This is a genomic window from Stutzerimonas tarimensis, from assembly GCF_042648805.1.
In the GTDB taxonomy this organism is placed as follows: domain Bacteria; phylum Pseudomonadota; class Gammaproteobacteria; order Pseudomonadales; family Pseudomonadaceae; genus Azomonas; species Azomonas tarimensis.
Genome location: NZ_JBHRXZ010000026.1, coordinates 36,003 through 55,644, shown reverse-complemented (window position 1 = coordinate 55,644; position 19,642 = coordinate 36,003). Strand labels below are relative to the sequence as shown.

Below are 19,642 nucleotides of genomic sequence, written 5' to 3'. Positions count from 1 at the left end.
GTTCACTTCGGCACCCAGTTGGGTCACCCGCTCGTTGAGGTAGCTGCTGCCACGCGACTGGTGCTGTACGTCCTGCACCGAGGCGAGGGTCACGTCGCGGCCGGCGTCGATGGACAGGTCGCCGCGGCTGTCGAGCACGCCGCCGAGGTTGGCAACGTCGCGACCGGCGATCAGAGACAGACCGTTCGACGCCTCGATGCGCGCGGCGCTGTCGGCGAAGCTACTAACCCATTGCTGGTTGCCGAGCGCGCTCTGGTGCACGCTGACGCTGCGTTCGTTGAGGATGTCGTTGCCCGCCAGCAGGCTGACGTCACGCCCGGTGAGGATGCCGCCCTGGGCGTTGCGGATGCTGTTTTCGGCCAGCAACTGCAAGCGTTCGTTCGCTTCGATCAGCCCGCTGTTGGCGATGTTCACCGCCTGCACGTCGAGGTCGCCGCTGGCGCGCAGGGTGCCCTGGTTGGCGAGGTCGCCGCCGCTGATCAGCGTGACGTCGCGGCCCTGGATCAGCGCGCCGTTGGCCGCCAGCCGGCCTTCGGCCTGGGCCAGGTAGAGCACCGGCACCAGGACCCGCTCGCCGTTCACTTCGTACTCTTCCAGCCAGACGATGTCGTGGGTCAGCGCGGCGACCTGTTCGGCCGTCAGCGTCACGCCGAGCGACAGGCCCAGGGCGTCCTTGCTGGCGATGGCGTTGTCCATCAGGTAGCGGTACATGGCTTCGTCGCTGGTCAGCCCGGCCAGGTAGCGCTGGCCGGTACGCGCGACCACGGCCTCGCGGATCAGGCGCTGCTCGTAGAGCCCGTCGCCCAGGCGTTTCTGCGCCTGGTCCGGGTCGTAGCCGAGGTTGCCCAGCAGGTAGTCCGAGCCCATGAACTGCTTGAGGTCGGTCAGCGCCGGGTTGGTCTCGATCAGGTACTTGTGCGCTTGCGTGACCTGTGTGACCGGTACGCCCTGGGGGCGGGGGAGGTCGGCGCCAGGCTGCAGTTCGTTAAGGGTTACCCGCACGGCGTCGGCCTGCTCTCCGGGCAGAGCGGTAGTTTCCAGCCCATCGGTTCCCGTTGCGGATTGGCTACCGAGTTGGACGCCACCGACCTCGGCGGGCAGACCACTGGGCTGTTCGCGATTGCCCGCTTGTACGTCCAGTTCGGTCGCAACCAGGTCACCGGCGTCGCCGATACGCACGTCGGTCGCCAGGGCGCTCACCCCCTCCTGCCGCAGGGCCTGTTCCAGGGTACTGCCGGTAATCGTCCAATCCTGGGCACCGTCCGTGTCGCGCACCTGGGCATCGCTGCCGGCCTGGACGCTGAGGCGGAACAGACCGTTTTCCCCGCTGGGCAGACTGAAGCCCGGCAGGGTCAGGGGGTTGATCTGTTGCTGGGCCAGGTCTGGCGGCAATTGCGAATTGAGCGTGATATGGGTCGCGATCGAGGTGCCGGGAGCACTGCTTTCGACCCGGTTACCACCGCCCAGGTAGGCGTACTGCGCGCGGATTACGCTGTTGTCCAGGCGCTGCTCGGCCTGCAGGACGATGTCGCCGCCGGCCTGGATGATGGCCGAGTAGCTTTCGCCATTGAGCGGGGTTTCGTTTATCTGCCGTCCGGCCAGGTATTCCCTTTCCATCATGCCGACGAAGCGATTGAGGTCGGCCTCCAACGTTGCCAATTGAGGCGCCGGCGAGTGCTTGCGGTTGAAGCTGGCAGCGGCATCCGCGTAGTGGTAATAGCTTGGCTTGCGGCCGGAGACGAAGATGCGGATTGTCTCGATGTCGCCGGGCTTGACGCCCTGGTTTTCCAGGACGGCGACGCTGGCCTGGATGTTTCCGCCCGCGCTGATCAGGCTGCTGTGGTTGAGCAGTTGCTCGCCACTGATCGACAGGTCCCCACCAGCCATCAGGCTGGAGGCGGCGCTGCTTTCGACGACTTCCAGCTTGTCGCGCTCGGTCACTTGCCAGACGCCCACGCGTCGGCCATTGCCACCCAGATCGCAATCGCCGCTGGGGTTGTAGGGACCGCGGCAAGCCAGTTCCTTGATGACCGCAGCGTACTTGCCGACATTGTCGACTACCAGGATGTCCCGGGTGTTGTCGATTACCCTGGCGCCAAGACGAAAGTCGCCTTCTGCCTCCAACGTGCCAGACAGGTTGTCCAGACGCTCGGCCCAGTCGCCCTGTTCGTTTCTGGCCAGGTCGATATCACCCAGGCTGTACACATCCGCATAGCGGTTGGTGAAGGTATCCACGTACAGCGCCATATCGTCGCCGCTGAAGATCAGCCCGTTCTCGTTGAGCAGGTCGGTCGCGTTCAGAATCAGGCGCTCGGCGCTTCCCAGCGTGCCGTGGTTGGTCAGCGTCGCGGCGGTCAGGAGCAGGTCGCCAGCGGCAGTGAGGCGGCCCTGGTTGAGCAGTCCACCACCCAGGGCGAAGGTTGCGTTGCCGCCTGCGGCGATGCTGGCCGGGCCGGTCAGGCTCAGGCTGGCGGCGACCAGGCCGAGGTCGCCCAGGCTGGTGAGACGGCCATCGCCGCCGTAGCTGCCGGTGAGTTCGAGCGAGAGGGTGCCGTCGCTGGCGATCAGGCCATGGTTGGTCCAGGTGTCGCCCCTGCCGACAAGGGACTCGGTGGCCAGCAGCTGCCCGTTGGCGGTCTGGGTGAAGGTGCCGATGTCCAGGGTCAGGCGTCCGGCCTGGAGCACGCTGTCGTTGCTCCAGCTGCCGGCGCTGAGGGTGAGGTCGCCGTAGGTGGCGATGCGGCCACCCGCGCTGCTGACCTGGGGCAGGGCGATGGCGAATTCGCCCGCGCCGGCATGCAGCAACTGGCCGTCCTGGTTGGCCAGGCTGCCGAGGTTCAGCGTCAGATCGTGGTTGGCGATTTCCAGGGTGCCGTTCTGGTTGTCCAGCAGGCCGCCGAGCTGGAAGACGCTGGCACCCGTGGCGCCGAGGGCGCGCAACTGGCCGCCCTGGTTGTCCAGGCGGGTGCCCGCGACGGCGAGGCTGCCACGGCTTTCGACGATGCCCTGCCGGTTGTCCAGCACGGCACCGGCGTCGTGCGCCAGGGTGATGTTGGCCGCGCCCAGCGTGCCGCTGCGGTTGTCCAGGCTGCCGCCGCGCAGCAGCAGGTCGCCTTCGGCGAAGAGGATGCCGCCGCGGTTGTCGAAGGTGCCGGCCTGCAGGCTGGCTTCGCCGGCCATGGCCTGGATGCGCCCGTCGAGGTTGCTCAGCGAGCCGTTCGCGCCGAGGTCGAGGCGCCGGCCCTGGATCAGCCCGCCCTGCCCGCTGGCGCCGTTGTTCAGCCAGCCGGCCAGGCGCGCGCGCACCCAGCCTTCGAGGCTGGCGAGGGTGCCCTGGCGGTTGTCCAGGCTGGCGGCGCTGAGCTCGATATCGCCCGTGCGGCTCTGCAGGGTGCCGCCGGCGTTGTTCAACGCCTCGTCGACCGTCAGGACCAGGTCACCCTGGCCCTGCACGGCGCCCGCCCGATTGTCCAGGCTGCCGACGGCGAGCTGGAGATGCGCGTCGCGGCTGTAGATCAGGCCCTCGTCGCTATTGTCGACAACGCCTTTCGCATCGATCTCGAGCATGCCGTTGGCGGCCAGGGTACCGCGTGCGGAGTTGTCCAGGCTGTCGATGTCGAGAACGGCCGTTTCCTGGCTGGCCAGGGTGCCGCCACGGTTGTCCAGTGCAGCGGCCCGGATGTCCAGCGAGCCACCGCTGGCGAGCTGGCCCGCGGCGTTAACGAAATCGCCGCTCAGGTCGATGCGGGCGGCGTCGCTGGCGCTGATCCGGCCACCGGTGTTGTCCAGCTCGATGCCGTTGACGTCCAGCGTCTGCTGAGCCAGGACCAGGCCGCCCTGGTTGGCCAGGCGGCCGGCCTCTATCCGCAGGCCGGCACCGGCGTCGATCTGGCCGCCGCTGTTGTCCAGGGTCCCGCTGACCATCAGTTGCTGTCCGGCTGCGCTGGAGAGGATGCCCCCGCGGTTATCGAGACTATCGGCGGCCAGGTCGAGGCGACCGCCAGCAACCAGAGCTCCGTCGTCACTGTTGAGCAGTTCCCCGGTCAGTTGCACCCTGAGATCGCCGCTGCGGCTGGAGAGGGTGCCGAGCTGGCGGTTGTCCAGGCGCGTCCCGCTCAGCTCCAGCCCCTGCCAGCCGGAAAGCAGGCCATTGCGGTTGTCGACGATGCCGAGGGCGAGACGCAACCAGTCGCGGCTGATGATGCGACCGTCGCGGTTATCGAGACTGGCGGCAGCCAGCTCCAGCAGGCCGAGGCTGGCAATGTCCCCGTCACGGTTGTCGAGCAGGCCCAGGTTGGCCAGGCTCAGTGGACCGTTACTGCTGATCAGGCCACCCTGATTGTCCAATGCGCCCTGGCGCAGGTCGAGGCTCAACGCGCTTTCGCCCACCAACGCACCCTGCCGCTGGACGAGGGCATCGAGGGTCAGTTGCATCGCGCCCTTGGCCGAGACTTCGCCGCCCTGGCTGGAGTCGAGGCTCGCCGCGCTCAGCTCCAGACCTCCCTGGCTGTTGACCAGGCCACCGTCACGGTTGTCCAGCGCGCCCTCCAGCGTGGCCCGCAGGACCGAGCCAGCCAGCAGGTAGCCACCGCGGTTGTCCAATTCGCCCCCCTTGAGGAGCAGCCCGGCACCAGCCTGGATCAAGCCCTGGTCGGTGTTGTTCAGTGTGCCGTCCACGGCGACTGTCAGATCGTCCCGGGCGGCCAGCGTGCCGCCGCGGTTGTCCAACTGGGCGGCGGCCAGCTCAATGCCCTGCGCGCTGATCAGCCCGGCGAAATTACCGAGGAGCTGCCGGATGCGCAGCACCAGCCCCTGTTCGGAAAGCAGCCGGCCCTGGGCGTTGTCCAGGCTATCGGCGGCCAGGACGAATCCCTGGTTGCTGGAGATTTCCCCGCCGCGGTTGCTCACCGCGCCGAGGTTGCTCAACAGCAACTGGCCGGGGGCGTGCAGCAGCGCGCCGTCGTTGATCAGATCACCGCCGTTCAGGTCGAGACTGAGGCTGTCCTGGCTGAACAGTTCGCCGCCCTGCTGGTCCAGGCCGGTGAGGCTGGCCAGCAACGGACCGCTGCTGGCGATGCGGCCCTGCGTATTGGTCACCTGCCCCGCGCTCAGCGTGAGTCCGGCGCCGCCGGTCAGCCGACCCTCGCTGTTGTCGAGCGCAGCGCTGGCCAGGTCCAGTGCCCCGGCGGCGAAGATCTGCCCGCGGTCATTGTCCAGCCCGGCACTGCGCAGCAGCAGACCACTGTCAGTGAGAATCCGCCCGTCCCGGTTGAGCAGCTCGCCTGTGGTGACGAGCTGCAGGGCGCCCGCGCTGGAGAGCGTGCCCTGGCGGTTGTCGATCCGCGCGGCGGTGAGGTTCAGGGCGTCTTCGCTGTTGAGCAGGCCGCCGAGGTTGTCCAGGCGACCGTCGAGCTCGGCATCGCCTGCCCGGGCGGCGAGTTCGACGACGAGGACCTTGTCACTGGCCAGGGTGCCGCCGCTGTTGTCCAACCGGGCGCCGCTCAGGCGGGTTTCGTCCCAGCCGTAGACCAAGCCCTGGTCGCGGTTGAGCAGGCGCTCGACGGTCAGATTCAGGTGGGCGGCGAGCAAGCGTCCGCCGTCGCTGTTGTCGAGTCGCCGGCTGTCGATGGTGGCTTGGGTTCGGGTGGAAAGCTCACCGCCACGGTTGTCGATTTCACCGACCTCGAGGATCAGGTCGCCATTGGCGGCGAGCAGGCCGTCGCGGTTGTCCAGGCTGTCGCCGGAGAGCATGAGGCTGCCTTCGGCGAGCAATTCACCGCCCACCTGGACCAGCTCGCCGACCCGTGCCACGAGATCACCACGACCGGCGATCTGGCCTTCGCGGTTGTCGACGTGCCCGGCCTGCAACTCCAGCCCGCCGTCGGCGACCAGGCTGCCGCCGCGGTTGGTCAGCGTGTCCGCGACCTGAACAGCGAGCACGCCGCGGCTGCGGACGAGGCCATCGTCGCGGTTATCCAGGGTGTTGGCGGCGAGGTCGAGATGCTGGCCGGACAGGCTGCCAGCGCGGTTGTCGAGGGCGCCCTCGATGGCGATCGCCAGGTTCTTTTCGCTGAGCAGTCGACCGGCGCTGTTGTCCAAACTGTTCGCCGCCAGGGTGAAGCCTTCCCGGCTGGATATCTCCCCGCCGCGGTTGCTCACCGCCCCAAGGTTGCTCAACAACAGCTGACCGGGGGTGTTGATGAAGCCGCCGTCGTTGTTCAGGTCGCCGCCCGCGAGATCCAGCTCGAGGCTGCTCTGGCTGAAGAGCTCGCCGCCCTGCTGGTGCAGACCGCTGAGGCGGGCCAGCAACGGGCCACTGCTGGCGATGCGACCTTGGGTATTGGTCACCGGCCCGGCGTTCAGCGTGAGTTCGGCGCTGCCGGTCAGTTGCCCCTCGTTGTTGTCGAACGCACCGGTGAACAGACTCAGCGCACCGACGGCCGAAACCAACCCGTGACGGTTGTCCAGCCCGGCACTGCGCAGCAACAGGCCGGCATCGGTAAGAATTCGCCCGTCCCGGTTGAGCAGTTCGCCAGCGCTGGTGAGCTGCAACGTGCCGGCGCTGGAGATGCTGCCCTGGCTATTGTCGAGGCTGTCCGCCACCAGGTTCAGGGCGCCTTCGCTGCTGAGCAGGCCGCCGAGGTTGTCCAGGCTACCGTCGAGCTCGGCATCGCCTACCCGGGCGGCGAGTTCGACGACGAGGGTCTTGTCGCTGGCCAGGGTGCCGCCAGAGTTATCCAGCCGGGTGCCGCTCAGGCTGGTTTCGTCCCAGCCGTAGACCAGACCCTGGTCGCGGTTGAGCAGGCGTTCGACGGTCAGGTTCAGGTGGGCGGCCAGCAACTGGCCGCCGCTGTTGTCGAGTCGCCGGCTGTCGATGGTGGCTTGGGTCCGGGTGGAGAGCTCACCGCCACGGTTGTCGATTTCACCGACCTCGAGGATCAGGTCACCATTGGCGGCGAGCAGACCGTCGCGATTGTCCAGCGTCTCGCCAGTGATCGTGAGCGCGCCTTCGGCGAGCAGTTCGCCACCACTCTGGTTCAGTTGGACCACCTGCGCGTCGAGATCGCCGCGGCTGGAGAGACGGCCACCGGTGTTGTCCAGGCGTGCGGCGGCCAGGTCCAGACGATTGGCGCTGACCAGGCCGGCGAGGTTGGAGAGGATGCCTTGAATGCGCAGGGCCAGGCCCTGCTCCGACAGCAGGCGACCGCCGTCGTTGTCCAGTTGGCTGGCGGCCAGGGTGAAGCCTTCGCTGCTGGATATCTCGCCGCCGCGGTTGCTCACCGCGCCAAGGCCGTTCAGCAGCAGGATACCCGGGGCGCTGATCAGGCCTCCGTCGTTGTCGAGGTCGCCGCCCTGCAGGTCGAGGGTCAGATTATCCTGGCTGAAGAGTTCGCCGCCCTGCTGGTCCAGGCCGGTGGCGCGCAGCACCAGGGCGCCGGTGGCCGCGATGCGGCCCTCGCCGTTGCTGACCTGGGCGGCGCTGAGGTCGAGACGGTCGAGGCCGATCAGGTGGCCCAGGCGGTTGTCGAGGGCCCCGGTGGCGACATTCACCGCACCGCGCCCTTCGATACGGCCTTGGTGGTTGCTCAGGTAGGCGGATGCGAGGTCCAGGCGACCGTTGGCGGAAAGCAGGCCGCTGTCGTTGTACAGGCCGCCATCGTGCTCGCCATGCTGGGCGCTCAGCTGGATCAGCAGGTCGCCGCCGCTGGCCAGGGTGCCGCCGGCGTTGTCCAGCCGGTCCCCGTCCAGGCGCAAGCCTTGTCCGGCCTGAAGCAGGCCCTGGTTGCGGTTGAGCAGACGTTCGACGGTCAGCCCCAGATGGGCGGCAAGCAGGCGGCCACCATCGCTGTTGTCGAGGTGCCCGGCTTCGACGTTGAGGCCGGCCTGGGTGGAAAGCTCGCCGGCACGGTTGTCGATGTCGATGACATCCAGATTCAAATCGCCATTGGCGGCAAGCAGGCCGTCGCGGTTGTCCAGTACCTGGCCGGCGACGCTGAGGGTGTCTTCGGCGAGCAGCCTGCCCTCGCGGTTGTCCAGATGCTCGACGGCCATTTCGATGGATTGCCGGCTGGCTATCTCCCCGTCACGGCTGCTGGCCTGGCCGATGTCGGCCAGGCGCAGGGTTTCGGCGGCGCTGATCAGGGCGCCGTCGTTGTTCAGGGTTCCGCCCTCGAGCGTCAGAGTCAGGGCGCTCTGACTGGCGAGCACGCCGCCTCGCTGGTCGAGACCGCTGGCGCGCAGCTCGAGTGTGCCACCGCTGGCGATGTGGCCCTCGCGGCTATCGACCTGCCCTGCCTCGACGGCCAGCCGCTCGACGGCGGTAACGCGGCCCCGATCGTTGTCCAGGCGGTCGGTCGCGACCGTGGCATTGCGCTGAGCGACCAGTTGGCCATCGCGGTTATCCAGAACGTCGATGGCGGTCGCCTGCAGATCACGACTGGCGAGAACCGTACCGCTGTTGCGCACGACCTGGCCCTCCAGCCGCACGTCGCCGCTGTCGTTGCGGCTGTCGTCGACATTCACCCCGGCCTCGACGTGGCCGCGGTTGTCCAGGTTCGTGCCCGCGCTCAGTACGACCGCATCCCGGGCGGCCAGACTGCCGCGGTTGAGTAGCTCGCCTTGACCCTGCAGCTCCAGGCGACTGCCTGCATAGAGCTGGCCCTGGCTTTCCACCTCGGCGGCCCGGGCGATGACCTGCCCGCTGGCCGCCGCGTTGCCGACGGTCAGCTTGCCATTGGCATCGATCCGGATATCCCCGGCGCTGGCGGCCATGTCGCCGGCCAGCTTCACCCCGACCCCGGCTTCGGTGCCGACCAGGCGGATGGCGCCGGCGTACATGCCGCCCAGGGCGGAGCTGTCGATGGCCAGCAGGGGCTGGTCGTCGCGGCTATCGGTCTTGGCCGTGGCGCTCAGGTCATCGGCATCCACCTGGTTGCGGCCGGTGACGATATTCAGTTTGTTGGCATGCAGCTCGGCGTTGATCCGGGCGCTGCGGGTGATCAGGTCGAACTGGTCGACGTTGCCGGCATTCAGGCCTTGCCCTTCGATGTCGATGCGCCCGCCGTCGACGTCGAAGCGGTCGAGGCGGCCGTTGTCGATGACCGGCGTGCCGGTGCTCAGGGTCACGCGGGGCGTGTTGATGAAACCGCAGCCGTCGCAGCTGATGCCATGGGGGTTGGCGACCACGACATGGGCGGACTGGCCGGCCACTTCCGTATAGCCCTGCAAACGGCTGGCATTGCCGCCGGTGACTTCGTTGAGTATCAACCCTGCCGCGGCGCCCTTGAGATTCGGGTTGCCGAGGATGATGCCGCCCAGTTGCGTGCTCTGGGTGCGCTCGGTGGCATTGTTGAGGATCAGGCCCTGCTGGCCGACGTTGTAGTCCTTGAATTTGTTGTGCGACAGGCCCTTGCCGTTTGGCGCGGCGATATTGACGATCGGCACGCCGTTGCCGGCCTGCCCCAGCGTCGCACCGCTCCCGGCGGCGACGCTCAGTTCCGCGGCCGCGCCCACGATGGGGTTGAGGAACATGACGCCCACCAGCAAGGTGGCGACGTTCTGGAAGAAGGGGCTGCGCACGTCCATGTACAAGACTCCAGCTTTGTTCGATTCAGAAGAACAGGTCGACGCGCAAGTACAGCGGCCGCTCCCGCGCTTCGATCACGCCCGGCCGCTCCAGCGAGCGGGCGACTGTCACCGAGGCGGCGAGGTGCTCGCCCCGTGCACTCAATTCCACGCCATGGCCGGATAGCCGGCCGTGAAAGTCGGGGTTGTAGCGCCCGCCATGAATGACACCGACGTCATAGGCGTAGGCCAGGCCGTATTCCTGCAGGAACGGGCGCAACGGCTCCCAACCGACGGGACGCCGCCAGCGCAGCTGGTTGCGCCAATAGCCGCCGGTGTCGCCGGACAACGACTGCTCCTTGTATCCGCGCACCGACGCCAGCCCGCCAATGCTGATGCGCTGCGGACTGTAGAGCACGTCTTCGCTCTTCTGGGCGTTGAGCAATGAATCGAAGCTGAAAGCCTCGTCCCATAGCCGGAACGGCTGCAGCGCGCTCAGCGTCAGGCTGTACTTGTGGTAGCGGGCGTCCGGCTCGCCATATTGCGGATCGCCGCGGCGCTGCGCGTCGAAGGCCCCGGTCCCATGCTGCCAGCCCAGGTCGAGGTTGACGAAGGCGGTGCCGATACGACGGCCATGGTTGAGGCCGAGCTGCATTTCCGACAGGCGCTGGCTGGAGACGTCGAGCAGGCTGTTCTCGATGTAGTTGCGGGTGCGCAGATGAGCCACGCCGACACTGGCGGCGGTCTTGCTGACCGCATCGCGGTGCAGCACGCGCTCTGCGCCGAGCTGATGGCTCTTGCTTTCGCCGTCCATTTCGAAGAGAAAGCCCGACGCTTCCCCCCGGGTCCGGTAGTAGCTCTGGTTGTAGCCATAGCTGAACGTCCACCAGCCGTACGGCAGGCTGTAGGACAGTCCCTGGTTGGCCGAATGACGATGCCGATCGCTGACGGCATCGCCACCGCCACGCAGGCTGAGCTGGTCGGCCAGGCCCAGCGGGCTGTCCCAGTCGAGCCCCAGCCCCCATTGCTGTTCGCCAGTGCCCTTCTCACCGTTGTTGTGGCGATTGAGGCTGACCCGCCAGGGCTCGAGCGGCTCGCCCTGCAGGCGCACGCGGCTGCCCCCGGCCTCGGCGCCGGGCAATAGCTCCATCTGCGCTGGCCGTGAAGGCAGGCGGTTCAGCTGATCGAACAGTTGCTCCAGCTGGCGCAGGTCGACGACCTCGCCGACTCGCCCGGGAAAGGCCATGGCCAGTTCACGTTCACTGGCGATGGCCGAACGATCCAGGCCTTCGAGACGGCCCTCGATCACCAATACGTCCAGCTCGCCATCGGCCATGTCCTGCTCCGGCAGGTAGGCGCGGGAAGTGACGTAGCCTCGGTCGATATAGAACTGGGTGATGGCCTTCAGCAGCGCGTTGAGCTGGTTGACGCCGAGGCATTGCCCTTCATAGGGCTGCAGCAGCCGGCGCTGCTCGTCGGGCGAGACGAGGTCGGCATCCTGCAGGCGAATCGTGCGGATTTCGAAGCAGCGCTCGTCCTCGGCGGGGGCCGGCTGCTCGGGCAGCACCTCGCGCCCGGGCAATTGCTGGAGTTCATCCAGACGCCGGCGCTGCTCTTCGAGCAAGCGCCCCTGACGGTCGCGTATGAGGTCGCGCTCGCCAGGCAAAGGCACCTGAGCGAACGCCGAAATGGCAAAAAAAGCGCTTCCCAGCACGGCGAGCCACTGTCGCATCGCAACCATCCCTGGCGGCCAAAGTACAGGTCAGCGATGGTGGGCGAATTGCCATTACGAGACTATCGAGTGACGAAGATAATGTGATTCAAACCCAAAAACAGTTCACATTCAGCAGCTCTCGGCCTCAGGCCGGGGAACTTTTCCGATATACCTACAGAACAAAGGCGCCCGAAGGCGCCTCAGGCTGATGACAAACCCCTGCTTTCGAGTGGGGGTTTGTGCTTTTGGGGTTTAGCTCTTTCAGCGAAGCCTGTGCTCTTGCTGCCCCGGCTCACATGTCACCGATCGCTTCAAACTCGCCAACAGGCCGTCCAGCAGCACCGCAGGCAGCCCGTACAGACTTAAAAAGGCCGCCAGCAGCCGGGCGATCTTCTTCATGTTCTGGCAGGCGGCAGCCAGCAGGCACTGTCGCATCACTTTGCTCAGCCCGCGAAAACGCGCATAACGGTGCCCGTGCAGTTCTTTCGCGTCAGCAAAGCTGCGTTCCACGGTCTCCTTGCGTCGGTCGTAAATGCGCTTGCCCTCCGGGGTGAGCCGGTGCTGGTTGATGCGCTCTTTGGCTGCTTCCCAGACATGCCTGACCATCACTTTTGTGTGGTTCTGGCTTTTCGTGCAGTGGTCTTTGAGTGGGCATTCTCGGCACTGTCGGGCATCGGATTTGTACTCTCGATACCCCACGCGATTAGTGGTGCTGTACGGCAAGAACTGGCCGTTGGGGCATGTATAGCCGTCACGGTCCGCGTCGTAGACGAATTGCCGCTTGTAGAAATAGCCCGGCTGGGTTCTCGGCCGCTTGTAGCCGATGACGCCGTAGAGGTCGCGGTCTTCCAGGCCTTTGCAAATGGCCGGGGTGTAATAGCCGGCATCGAGCGCGACCGCCAGCGGTGTCAAGTTGAAGCGCTCGCATTGACGATCCAGACGACCCAGATAGGGCCGGGCATCATTGACGTTTCCAGGGGTGACGAAGGTGTCGGTGATGATGGCGTGCTTGCCGTCCACGGTTCGATGATCGAGATAGAAGAAGCCTTGAGGCTTGTTGTCGCGGGTCATGAAACCACTGTCCGGGTCCGTGGTGCTGACCTTGGTTTCCTTGATTTCGGACTGCGCCTGGCGGGGCTTCAACGGGCGCTTGCCGTGAGCCTGACGGTCTTCGTCGATAGCGGCATCGAGTTCCGCCAGGTAATCCATGGGGCGTTGCTCGACCTGATGAACTTCAAAGCGCTTCTTGCTGGCGTTGGCCTTGAGGTGAGTGCTGTCGGTGTGTAGCACTTCACCTCCGATCAAGCCGCCCTTCATGGCTTGCTCGACGATGTTGTCGAAAATGACCTGTTCGATATCGGTGTCGGCGAAGCGGCGTCGACGTTCTGGCTCAGTGTCGACGCATCTGGAATCTTGTCGGTCAGGCTCAAGTCGAGAAACCAGCGATAGGCGACATTGACCTGGATTTCCCGAATCAACTGGCGTTCGCTGCGCACCCCGAACAGGTAGCCGATGAACAGCATTTTGAAGAGCGTCACGGGATCGACAGCGGGCCGGCCGTTATCGGCGCAGTACAGATGCTGCGTGGCTGGGCGGATGAATTCGAAGTCGATGTGACGGGCGATCTTGCGCAGCAGATGGTCGGTGGGAACCAGCTCTTCGAGGGTCACCATTTCGAGCGCGTGCTGCTTGGGAGAGGGCTGCTTGAGCATTGCGCCGTGCCTGAAAACGATGGCTCATTAAACACAAAGCCCCGGCCTTCCGGCCAGGGCTTTGTCAGCAACCTGAGGCGCCCGAAGGCGCCTCTGTCTCACCGCAACGACTTTAGACCTTGCTGCGCTCGAAGCGCTTGCGGTCGTTCTCGTTGAGGTACTTCTTGCGCAGGCGGATCGACTTCGGCGTCACTTCCACCAGCTCGTCGTCGGCGATGAATTCCAGCGCCTGCTCGAGGGTGAACTTGATCGGCGGCACCAGGGCGATGACTTCGTCCTTGCCCGACGCGCGCATGTTGTCGAGCTTCTTGCCCTTGGTGGGGTTGAGCACCAGGTCGTTGTCACGGCTGTTGATGCCGCACAGCTGGCCCTCGTAGATTTCGTCGCCCGGCGACAGGAACAGCTTGCCGCGTGCCTGCAGGGTTTCCAGCGAGTAGGTCAGTGCGGTACCGGTCGCCATGGAGACCAGCACGCCGTTCTGACGGTTGCTGACTTCGCCGGCCTTGATCGCGCCGTAGTGGCTGAAGGTCGAGGTCAGGATGCCGCTGCCGGAGGTCAGGGTCAGGAAGTTGTTACGGAAGCCGATCAGGCCGCGCGCGGGGATGGTGTACTCCAGGCGGATGCGACCCTTGCCGTCGGGGATCATGTTGGTCAGATCGCCCTTGCGCAGGCCCATCTGCTCCATTACCGGACCCTGGTGCTGCTCCTCGATGTCGATGGTGACGTTCTCGTAGGGCTCCTGCTTCTCGCCGTCGACCTCGATGATCACCACTTCCGGGCGGCCCACGGCCAGCTCGAAACCTTCACGACGCATGTTCTCGATCAGTACCGAGAGGTGCAGTTCGCCACGGCCGGAAACCTTGAACTTCTCCGGGCTCTCGCCCTGCTCGACGCGCAGCGCCACGTTGTGCAGCAGCTCCTTGTCCAGACGGTCCTTGATGTTGCGGCTGGTGACGAACTTGCCTTCCTTGCCGGCGAACGGCGAGTCGTTGACCTGGAAGGTCATGCTCACGGTCGGCTGGTCGACGGTCAGCGGCGGCAGCGCTTCGACATTGTTCTGGTCGCACAAGGTGTCGGAGATGTACAGCTCATCCATACCGGACACGCAGACGATGTCGCCAGCGGTGGCTTCCTGCACTTCGACGCGCTGCAGACCGGAGTGGCCCATGATCTTCAGGATACGGCCGTTGCGCTTCTTGCCGTCGGCACCGATGGCAGTCACCGGGGAGTTGGCCTTGATGGTGCCGCGGGCGATACGGCCGATGCCGATCACGCCAAGGAAGCTGTTGTAGTCCAGCTGGGAGATCTGCATCTGGAACGGACCGGTGGTGTCGACCTTGGGAGCCGGCACGTGGTCGATGATCGCCTGGAACAGCGCGTCCATGTTGTCGTCCATGGCTTCGTGGTCCATGCCGGCGATGCCGTTCAGGGCACTGGCGTAGACGATCGGGAAGTCGAGCTGCTCGTCGGTGGCGCCGAGGTTGTCGAAAAGGTCGAAGATCTGGTCGATGACCCAGTCAGGGCGAGCGCCCGGACGGTCGATCTTGTTCACCACGACGATCGGTCGCAGGCCGGCCTTGAAGGCCTTCTGGGTCACGAAGCGGGTCTGCGGCATGGGGCCGTCCTGGGCGTCGACCACCAGCAGCACGGAGTCGACCATCGACATGACGCGCTCGACTTCACCGCCGAAGTCGGCGTGCCCGGGGGTGTCGACGATGTTGATGCTGTAGTCCTTCCACTTCAGCGCGGTGTTCTTGGCCAGGATGGTGATACCACGCTCCTTTTCCTGGTCGTTGGAGTCCATCACGCGCTCGTTCTCCAGCTCCTTGCGGTCCAGGGTGCCGGACAGGCGCAGGAGTTTGTCGACGAGGGTGGTCTTGCCATGGTCGACGTGGGCGATGATGGCGATGTTGCGGAGTTGTTCGATCACTGTGGGTTACCTAAAAAGCTGGAAGCGGATAGCTGAAAGCTGGATGAAAAGGCGGCACATGCCCGGTCGGGCGGGTGTGTGCGCCGGATGACGATACGGCTGGTCGGGTGGGCACTCTTCACTTTGAGCTTCCAGCTTCCAGCTTCTGGCTTGCGGGCCGATAGACCCGCACGTTCTGGTGCCCTTCGCTCATCAGGTGATGGGCATGCAGGCGGCTCATGACACCCTTGTCGCAGTACAGGAGGTACTGGCGATTGGCATCAAGCTCCTTGAATCGGTTGTTGATCGCATAGAAGGGCAGCGGCTGCACCTCGACGCCGCCAAGCTCCAGCGGCGCATCCTCGCTGGCGTCAGGGTGGCGGATGTCCAGTACCACCTGACCGGCCAGGGCTTCAGCCACTTCCTCCACCGGCAAGTCCTTGCCCAGCTCGTCGATCACCCGGTCGATGGCCACCTGGCGCGTATTGGCCAGGGCGCGCTCGAGGACCGCCATATCGAACTGCTTTTCCTCGTGCTCGACGCGAAAGCGCTTGGCCTTGGTGGTCGGGCTCTTGGAGATGACGCCGCAGTATTCAGGCATATGACGAGCAAAAGCCGCGCTGCCGATCGCCTCGGCGGTGTCGATGATGTCCTGCTTGTGTGCCGCCAGCAACGGGCGAAGCACCAGCATGTCAGTGGCCGAATCGATGACGCTGAGGTTGGGCAGGGTCTGGCTGGAAACCTGCGAGATCGCCTCGCCAGTCACCAGCGCATCGATGTGCAGGCGCTCGGCGATCTGCGTCGAGGCGCGCAGCATCATGCGCTTGAGCACCACGCCCATGTGACTGTCATCCACCTTTTCGAGAATTTCGCCCAGCACTTCCTCGAAGGGCACGCTGATGAACAGCACCCGGTGCGAGCTGCCGTACTTCTTCCAAAGGTAATGGGCAACCTCCATGACCCCGAGCTCATGGGCCCGCCCGCCGAGGTTGAAAAAGCAGAAGTGGGTCAGCATGCCGCGGCGCATGATTTGCCAGGCCGCCACGGTGGAGTCGAAGCCCCCGGACATCAGCACCAGGGTCTGCTCGAGTGCCCCGAGCGGGTAGCCGCCCAGGCCGGGGTGCTGGCGATCAATGATGAACAACCGGTCGTGACGCACCTCAAGCCGTACTTCGACTTCCGGCGCCTTCAGGGAGATGCCCGCGGCCTCGCACTGCTGCCGCAACTGGCTGCCCACGTGGCGCTCGAGCTCCATCGAGCTGAAACTGTGCTTGCCGGCCCGCTTGCAGCGCACCGCGAACACTCGTCCCGGCAGGCGCGGGCCAAAGTGCGCCTTGCACTTCTCCACCACATCGTCGAAGTCGCCCAGCGGGTACTCATGCACTTCCAGAAAGTGCGCGATGCCGGGAGTGCAGCTCAACCGCTCGATAAGGTCGCGCAGGGTGCGCGGGTCGCTCACCGCCGTTTCCAGCTCGAGATTGTCCCATTCACCCTCGATGCGCAGCTCGGGATCGAGATCGCGCAACACGGCTCGAATGTTCTTCACCAGCTGCCGAATGAAGCGCTTGCGCACCGGTCGGCTCTTGATGGTGATTTCCGGGAAAACCTTGACGATCAGCTTCATGAAAAAGAACAGGTGGCCAGCAGCCGCAGGAGGAAAAGGCGCGGATTATAGCTGAAACCGGCTTGCCTTTAGTCGGGGTTTTGCAAATCGCCTCCATGCACCATATTGGCTCTTGCTATAAATGAGGCGCACCATATTTGTGCTCTTTTCGCGCATGCCTGTTGCGCCCGACTCACGCAACACCCCGGCCAAAAGGGCTTAGCCCCACAATGGGTAGCTGGCATAAGATTTGCTCCCTTGTGAGGCAGTTTGCCAAGGCGGATTATCCTTGCCCGGCTAGAGCCGCAACGGACGCATCGCCAGCAACGTTTACTACTTGGAGAGCATCATGTCGAAGTCGCTTCAACTGATCAAAGAACACGACGTGAAGTGGGTTGACCTCCGCTTCACCGACACCAAAGGCAAGCAGCAGCACGTCACCATCCCGGCACGCGATGTCGATGACGAGGACTTCTTCGAGCATGGCAAGATGTTCGACGGCTCCTCCATCGCCGGCTGGAAGGGTATCGAAGCTTCCGACATGATCCTGATGCCGGATGACAGCACCGCCGTGCTGGATCCGTTCACCGAAGAGCCGACCCTTATCCTGGTCTGCGACATCATCGAACCCTCGACCATGCAGCCGTACGAGCGCGACCCGCGCGCCATCGCTCGCGCCGCAGAGGACTACCTGAAGTCCACCGGTATCGGCGACACCGCCTTCTTCGGCCCGGAGCCCGAGTTCTTCGTCTTCGACGAAGTGAAGTTCAAGTCCGACATCTCCGGCTCGATGTTCAAGATCTTCTCCGAACAGGCTTCCTGGAACACCGACGCCGACTTCGAGAGCGGCAACAAGGGCCACCGTCCGGGCGTCAAGGGCGGTTACTTCCCGGTACCACCAGTCGACCACGACCACGAAATCCGTACCGCCATGTGCAACGCACTGGAAGAGTTCGGCCTGAAGGTCGAGGTTCACCACCACGAAGTGGCTACCGCCGGCCAGAACGAGATCGGCGTTGCCTTCAACACCCTGGTGGCCAAGGCCGACGAAGTCCAGACCCTGAAGTACTGCGTGCACAACGTGGCCGATGCCTACGGCAAGACCGCCACCTTCATGCCCAAGCCCCTGTATGGCGACAACGGCTCGGGTATGCACGTGCACATGTCCATCTCCAAGGATGGCAAGAACACCTTCGCCGGAGAAGGCTATGCCGGCCTGTCCGAGACCGCCCTGTTCTTCATTGGCGGCATCATCAAGCACGGCAAGGCGCTGAACGGCTTCACCAACCCGTCGACCAACTCCTACAAGCGTCTGGTCCCGGGCTTCGAAGCTCCGGTGATGCTGGCCTACTCGGCTCGCAACCGTTCCGCCTCGATCCGCATTCCGTACGTCAACAGCCCGAAGGCTCGTCGTATCGAAGCACGCTTCCCGGATCCGGCTGCCAACCCCTACCTGGCCTTCGCTGCCCTGCTGATGGCCGGCCTGGACGGTATCCAGAACAAGATTCACCCCGGCGATGCGGCGGACAAGAACCTGTACGACCTACCGCCGGAAGAAGCTGCCAACATCCCGCAGGTTTGCGGCAGCCTGAAGGAAGCCCTGGAAGCACTGGACGCTGACCGCAGCTTCCTGACCAAGGGTGGCGTGTTCACCGACGCCTTCATCGATGCCTACATCGAGCTGAAGGCCGCCGAGGAAATCAAGGTGCGCACCTTCGTGCACCCGCTGGAATACGACCTGTACTACAGCGTCTGATCCGGTAGCAGTACTCGATAGCCCGCGCCGAGCCTACTCGACGCGGGCTTTTTCGTTTTGCAGAAGACGCCTTTGGCAACTTGCAGTAGAGGCACTTGCGAACCCGCCGTTGCGGTGCAAGCCTCTTTGCAAACCATCCGCGGGAGTTCGCCATGCGCATTGCACTGCTTTGCCTGCTGCTAGCCGTTTCCAGCGCCAGCCAGGCGCAGATCTACCGATACACCGATGACAACGGCAATCCGGTGTTCACCAACGAACCGCCGCAAGGTGTCGAGGCGACCGAAGTGGAGCTGCCTGAGCCCACCACTGTGGAGTTCAGAAAGGCCGAGATGCCTGAACCCCTGGCAGGCCCATCCGAGACCAAGACTGAGCGCCCCTACCACAGGGTTGAGGTGGCTGGAATTCCCGACGAGGAAGCGTTGCGCGCCAACGACGGCGCATTTACCGTGGCAGCGCGGCTGGACCCCCCTCTTCAGAAAGGACACAGCCTGCGCTTTCTGCTCGACGGAGAGCCCATCGCACCGGCAGGCCCGAGCACCTTGGTTGAAGTGCGCACTATCGATCGCGGCGAACACAGCCTGCAGGTCGAGGTACTCAGCGGCCGGCAGGTCATCCAGCGCAGTCCTGTCCAAACCTTCACCGTACAGCGGGTCCATACTTCCAGCCCCGCGATGAGACAAAGAGCCGCACCATAATGGTACAACGCTGGGCCTTGCTGCTTCTGATGATCGTAGGACTTTCTGCCCAGGCCGAAATCTATCTGCATACCGACGCCAACGGCAATCGCAGCTACAGCGACCGCCCGGCCAGCGCTGGTGCGCAGGCGCTCAGCCTGCCCAAACCCAACCTGATGAGTGCCGAGCCTGCCTCGCCGCCAGCGGAGCCCCCGCCCCGCAAAGCCCTCGAGCTTCGCTACCAGTGGCTGGAAATGCTTGCACCGGCGCCTGACGAAACCATCCGCGACAACACCGGCACGCTGCGGGTGCAGGCAACCAGCGAGCCTGCACTGCAGCCTGGGCACCGGTTCCGACTGATCCTGGACGGGCTTTCAACCGGGGTGCAGACCTCGCCAGATTTCGTGCTGGACAACCTCGACCGCGGCGCCCACCTCCTGGCCCTGGCGATTCTCGACGAGCAGGGCCGGGTGCTGATCGAGACGGCGCCGCGGCCGGTGCACATCAAGCGCGTCTCCCTCGTCCAGCGACGCATAGCGCAGCCCTGCCAGCCCGATGACTTCGGCATGCGCCTGGAATGCCCCCTCGCGGACAAGCCCCAGCAGAAGCGCAACATTCCGTCCCTGCCATTTCTCTGAGCATAGCGCGCACCTGTATGGTGCACTCTAAGCATCCACGGCATACTGGACATCCCAATTCAGGTCACACCG

Annotated in this window: 8 protein-coding genes; 3 read left to right on the top strand and 5 right to left on the bottom strand. The window is 64.9% G+C overall.

Features of this window, described 5'->3' with window-relative positions:
* From ACFOMF_RS16650 to thiI, 5 genes are all read right to left on the bottom strand, one after another.
* Window positions 1–9,585 (bottom strand): two-partner secretion domain-containing protein (locus tag ACFOMF_RS16650; RefSeq protein WP_386366965.1); only part of this gene is annotated, 9,585 nt, incomplete at its 3' end.
* Between the two features lie 25 nt (window positions 9,586–9,610).
* Window positions 9,611–11,296 carry a ShlB/FhaC/HecB family hemolysin secretion/activation protein gene (locus ACFOMF_RS16645; RefSeq protein ID WP_386366963.1) on the bottom strand — a complete coding sequence of 562 codons (1,686 nt, stop codon included), beginning with the start codon at window positions 11,294–11,296 and terminating at the stop codon, window positions 9,611–9,613.
* A 243-nt stretch (window positions 11,297–11,539) separates the two neighbouring features.
* A protein-coding gene (locus tag ACFOMF_RS16640; RefSeq protein WP_386366961.1) for an IS1182 family transposase occupies window positions 11,540–12,990 on the bottom strand; the annotation gives its coding sequence in 2 pieces (ribosomal slippage) (window positions 11,540–12,660 and window positions 12,660–12,990; 1,452 coding nt in all).
* A gap of 112 nt (window positions 12,991–13,102) precedes the next feature.
* Window positions 13,103–14,920: a translational GTPase TypA gene (typA, locus tag ACFOMF_RS16635; protein ID WP_386366959.1), complete on the bottom strand. Its 1,818-nt coding sequence runs from the start codon at window positions 14,918–14,920 to the stop codon at window positions 13,103–13,105.
* A 118-nt stretch (window positions 14,921–15,038) separates the two neighbouring features.
* Window positions 15,039–16,523 (bottom strand): tRNA uracil 4-sulfurtransferase ThiI, encoded by a 1,485-nt coding sequence (gene thiI / locus ACFOMF_RS16630; RefSeq protein ID WP_386366956.1) that lies wholly within the window; start codon window positions 16,521–16,523, stop codon window positions 15,039–15,041.
* 328 nt (window positions 16,524–16,851) lie between these two features.
* Between thiI and glnA the strand changes: the two genes are divergently transcribed.
* From glnA to ACFOMF_RS16615, 3 genes are all read left to right on the top strand, one after another.
* Window positions 16,852–18,258: a glutamate--ammonia ligase gene (glnA, locus tag ACFOMF_RS16625; protein ID WP_386366954.1), complete on the top strand. Its 1,407-nt coding sequence runs from the start codon at window positions 16,852–16,854 to the stop codon at window positions 18,256–18,258.
* Between the two features lie 152 nt (window positions 18,259–18,410).
* Window positions 18,411–18,953 (top strand): DUF4124 domain-containing protein, encoded by a 543-nt coding sequence (locus tag ACFOMF_RS16620; protein WP_386366952.1) that lies wholly within the window; start codon window positions 18,411–18,413, stop codon window positions 18,951–18,953.
* A complete protein-coding gene (locus tag ACFOMF_RS16615; protein ID WP_386366950.1) occupies window positions 18,953–19,570 on the top strand; it encodes a DUF4124 domain-containing protein in 618 nt (205 codons plus the stop codon). The genes ACFOMF_RS16620 and ACFOMF_RS16615 overlap by 1 nt, the downstream gene beginning before the upstream one ends.
* Window positions 19,571–19,642 lie beyond the last annotated feature (72 nt).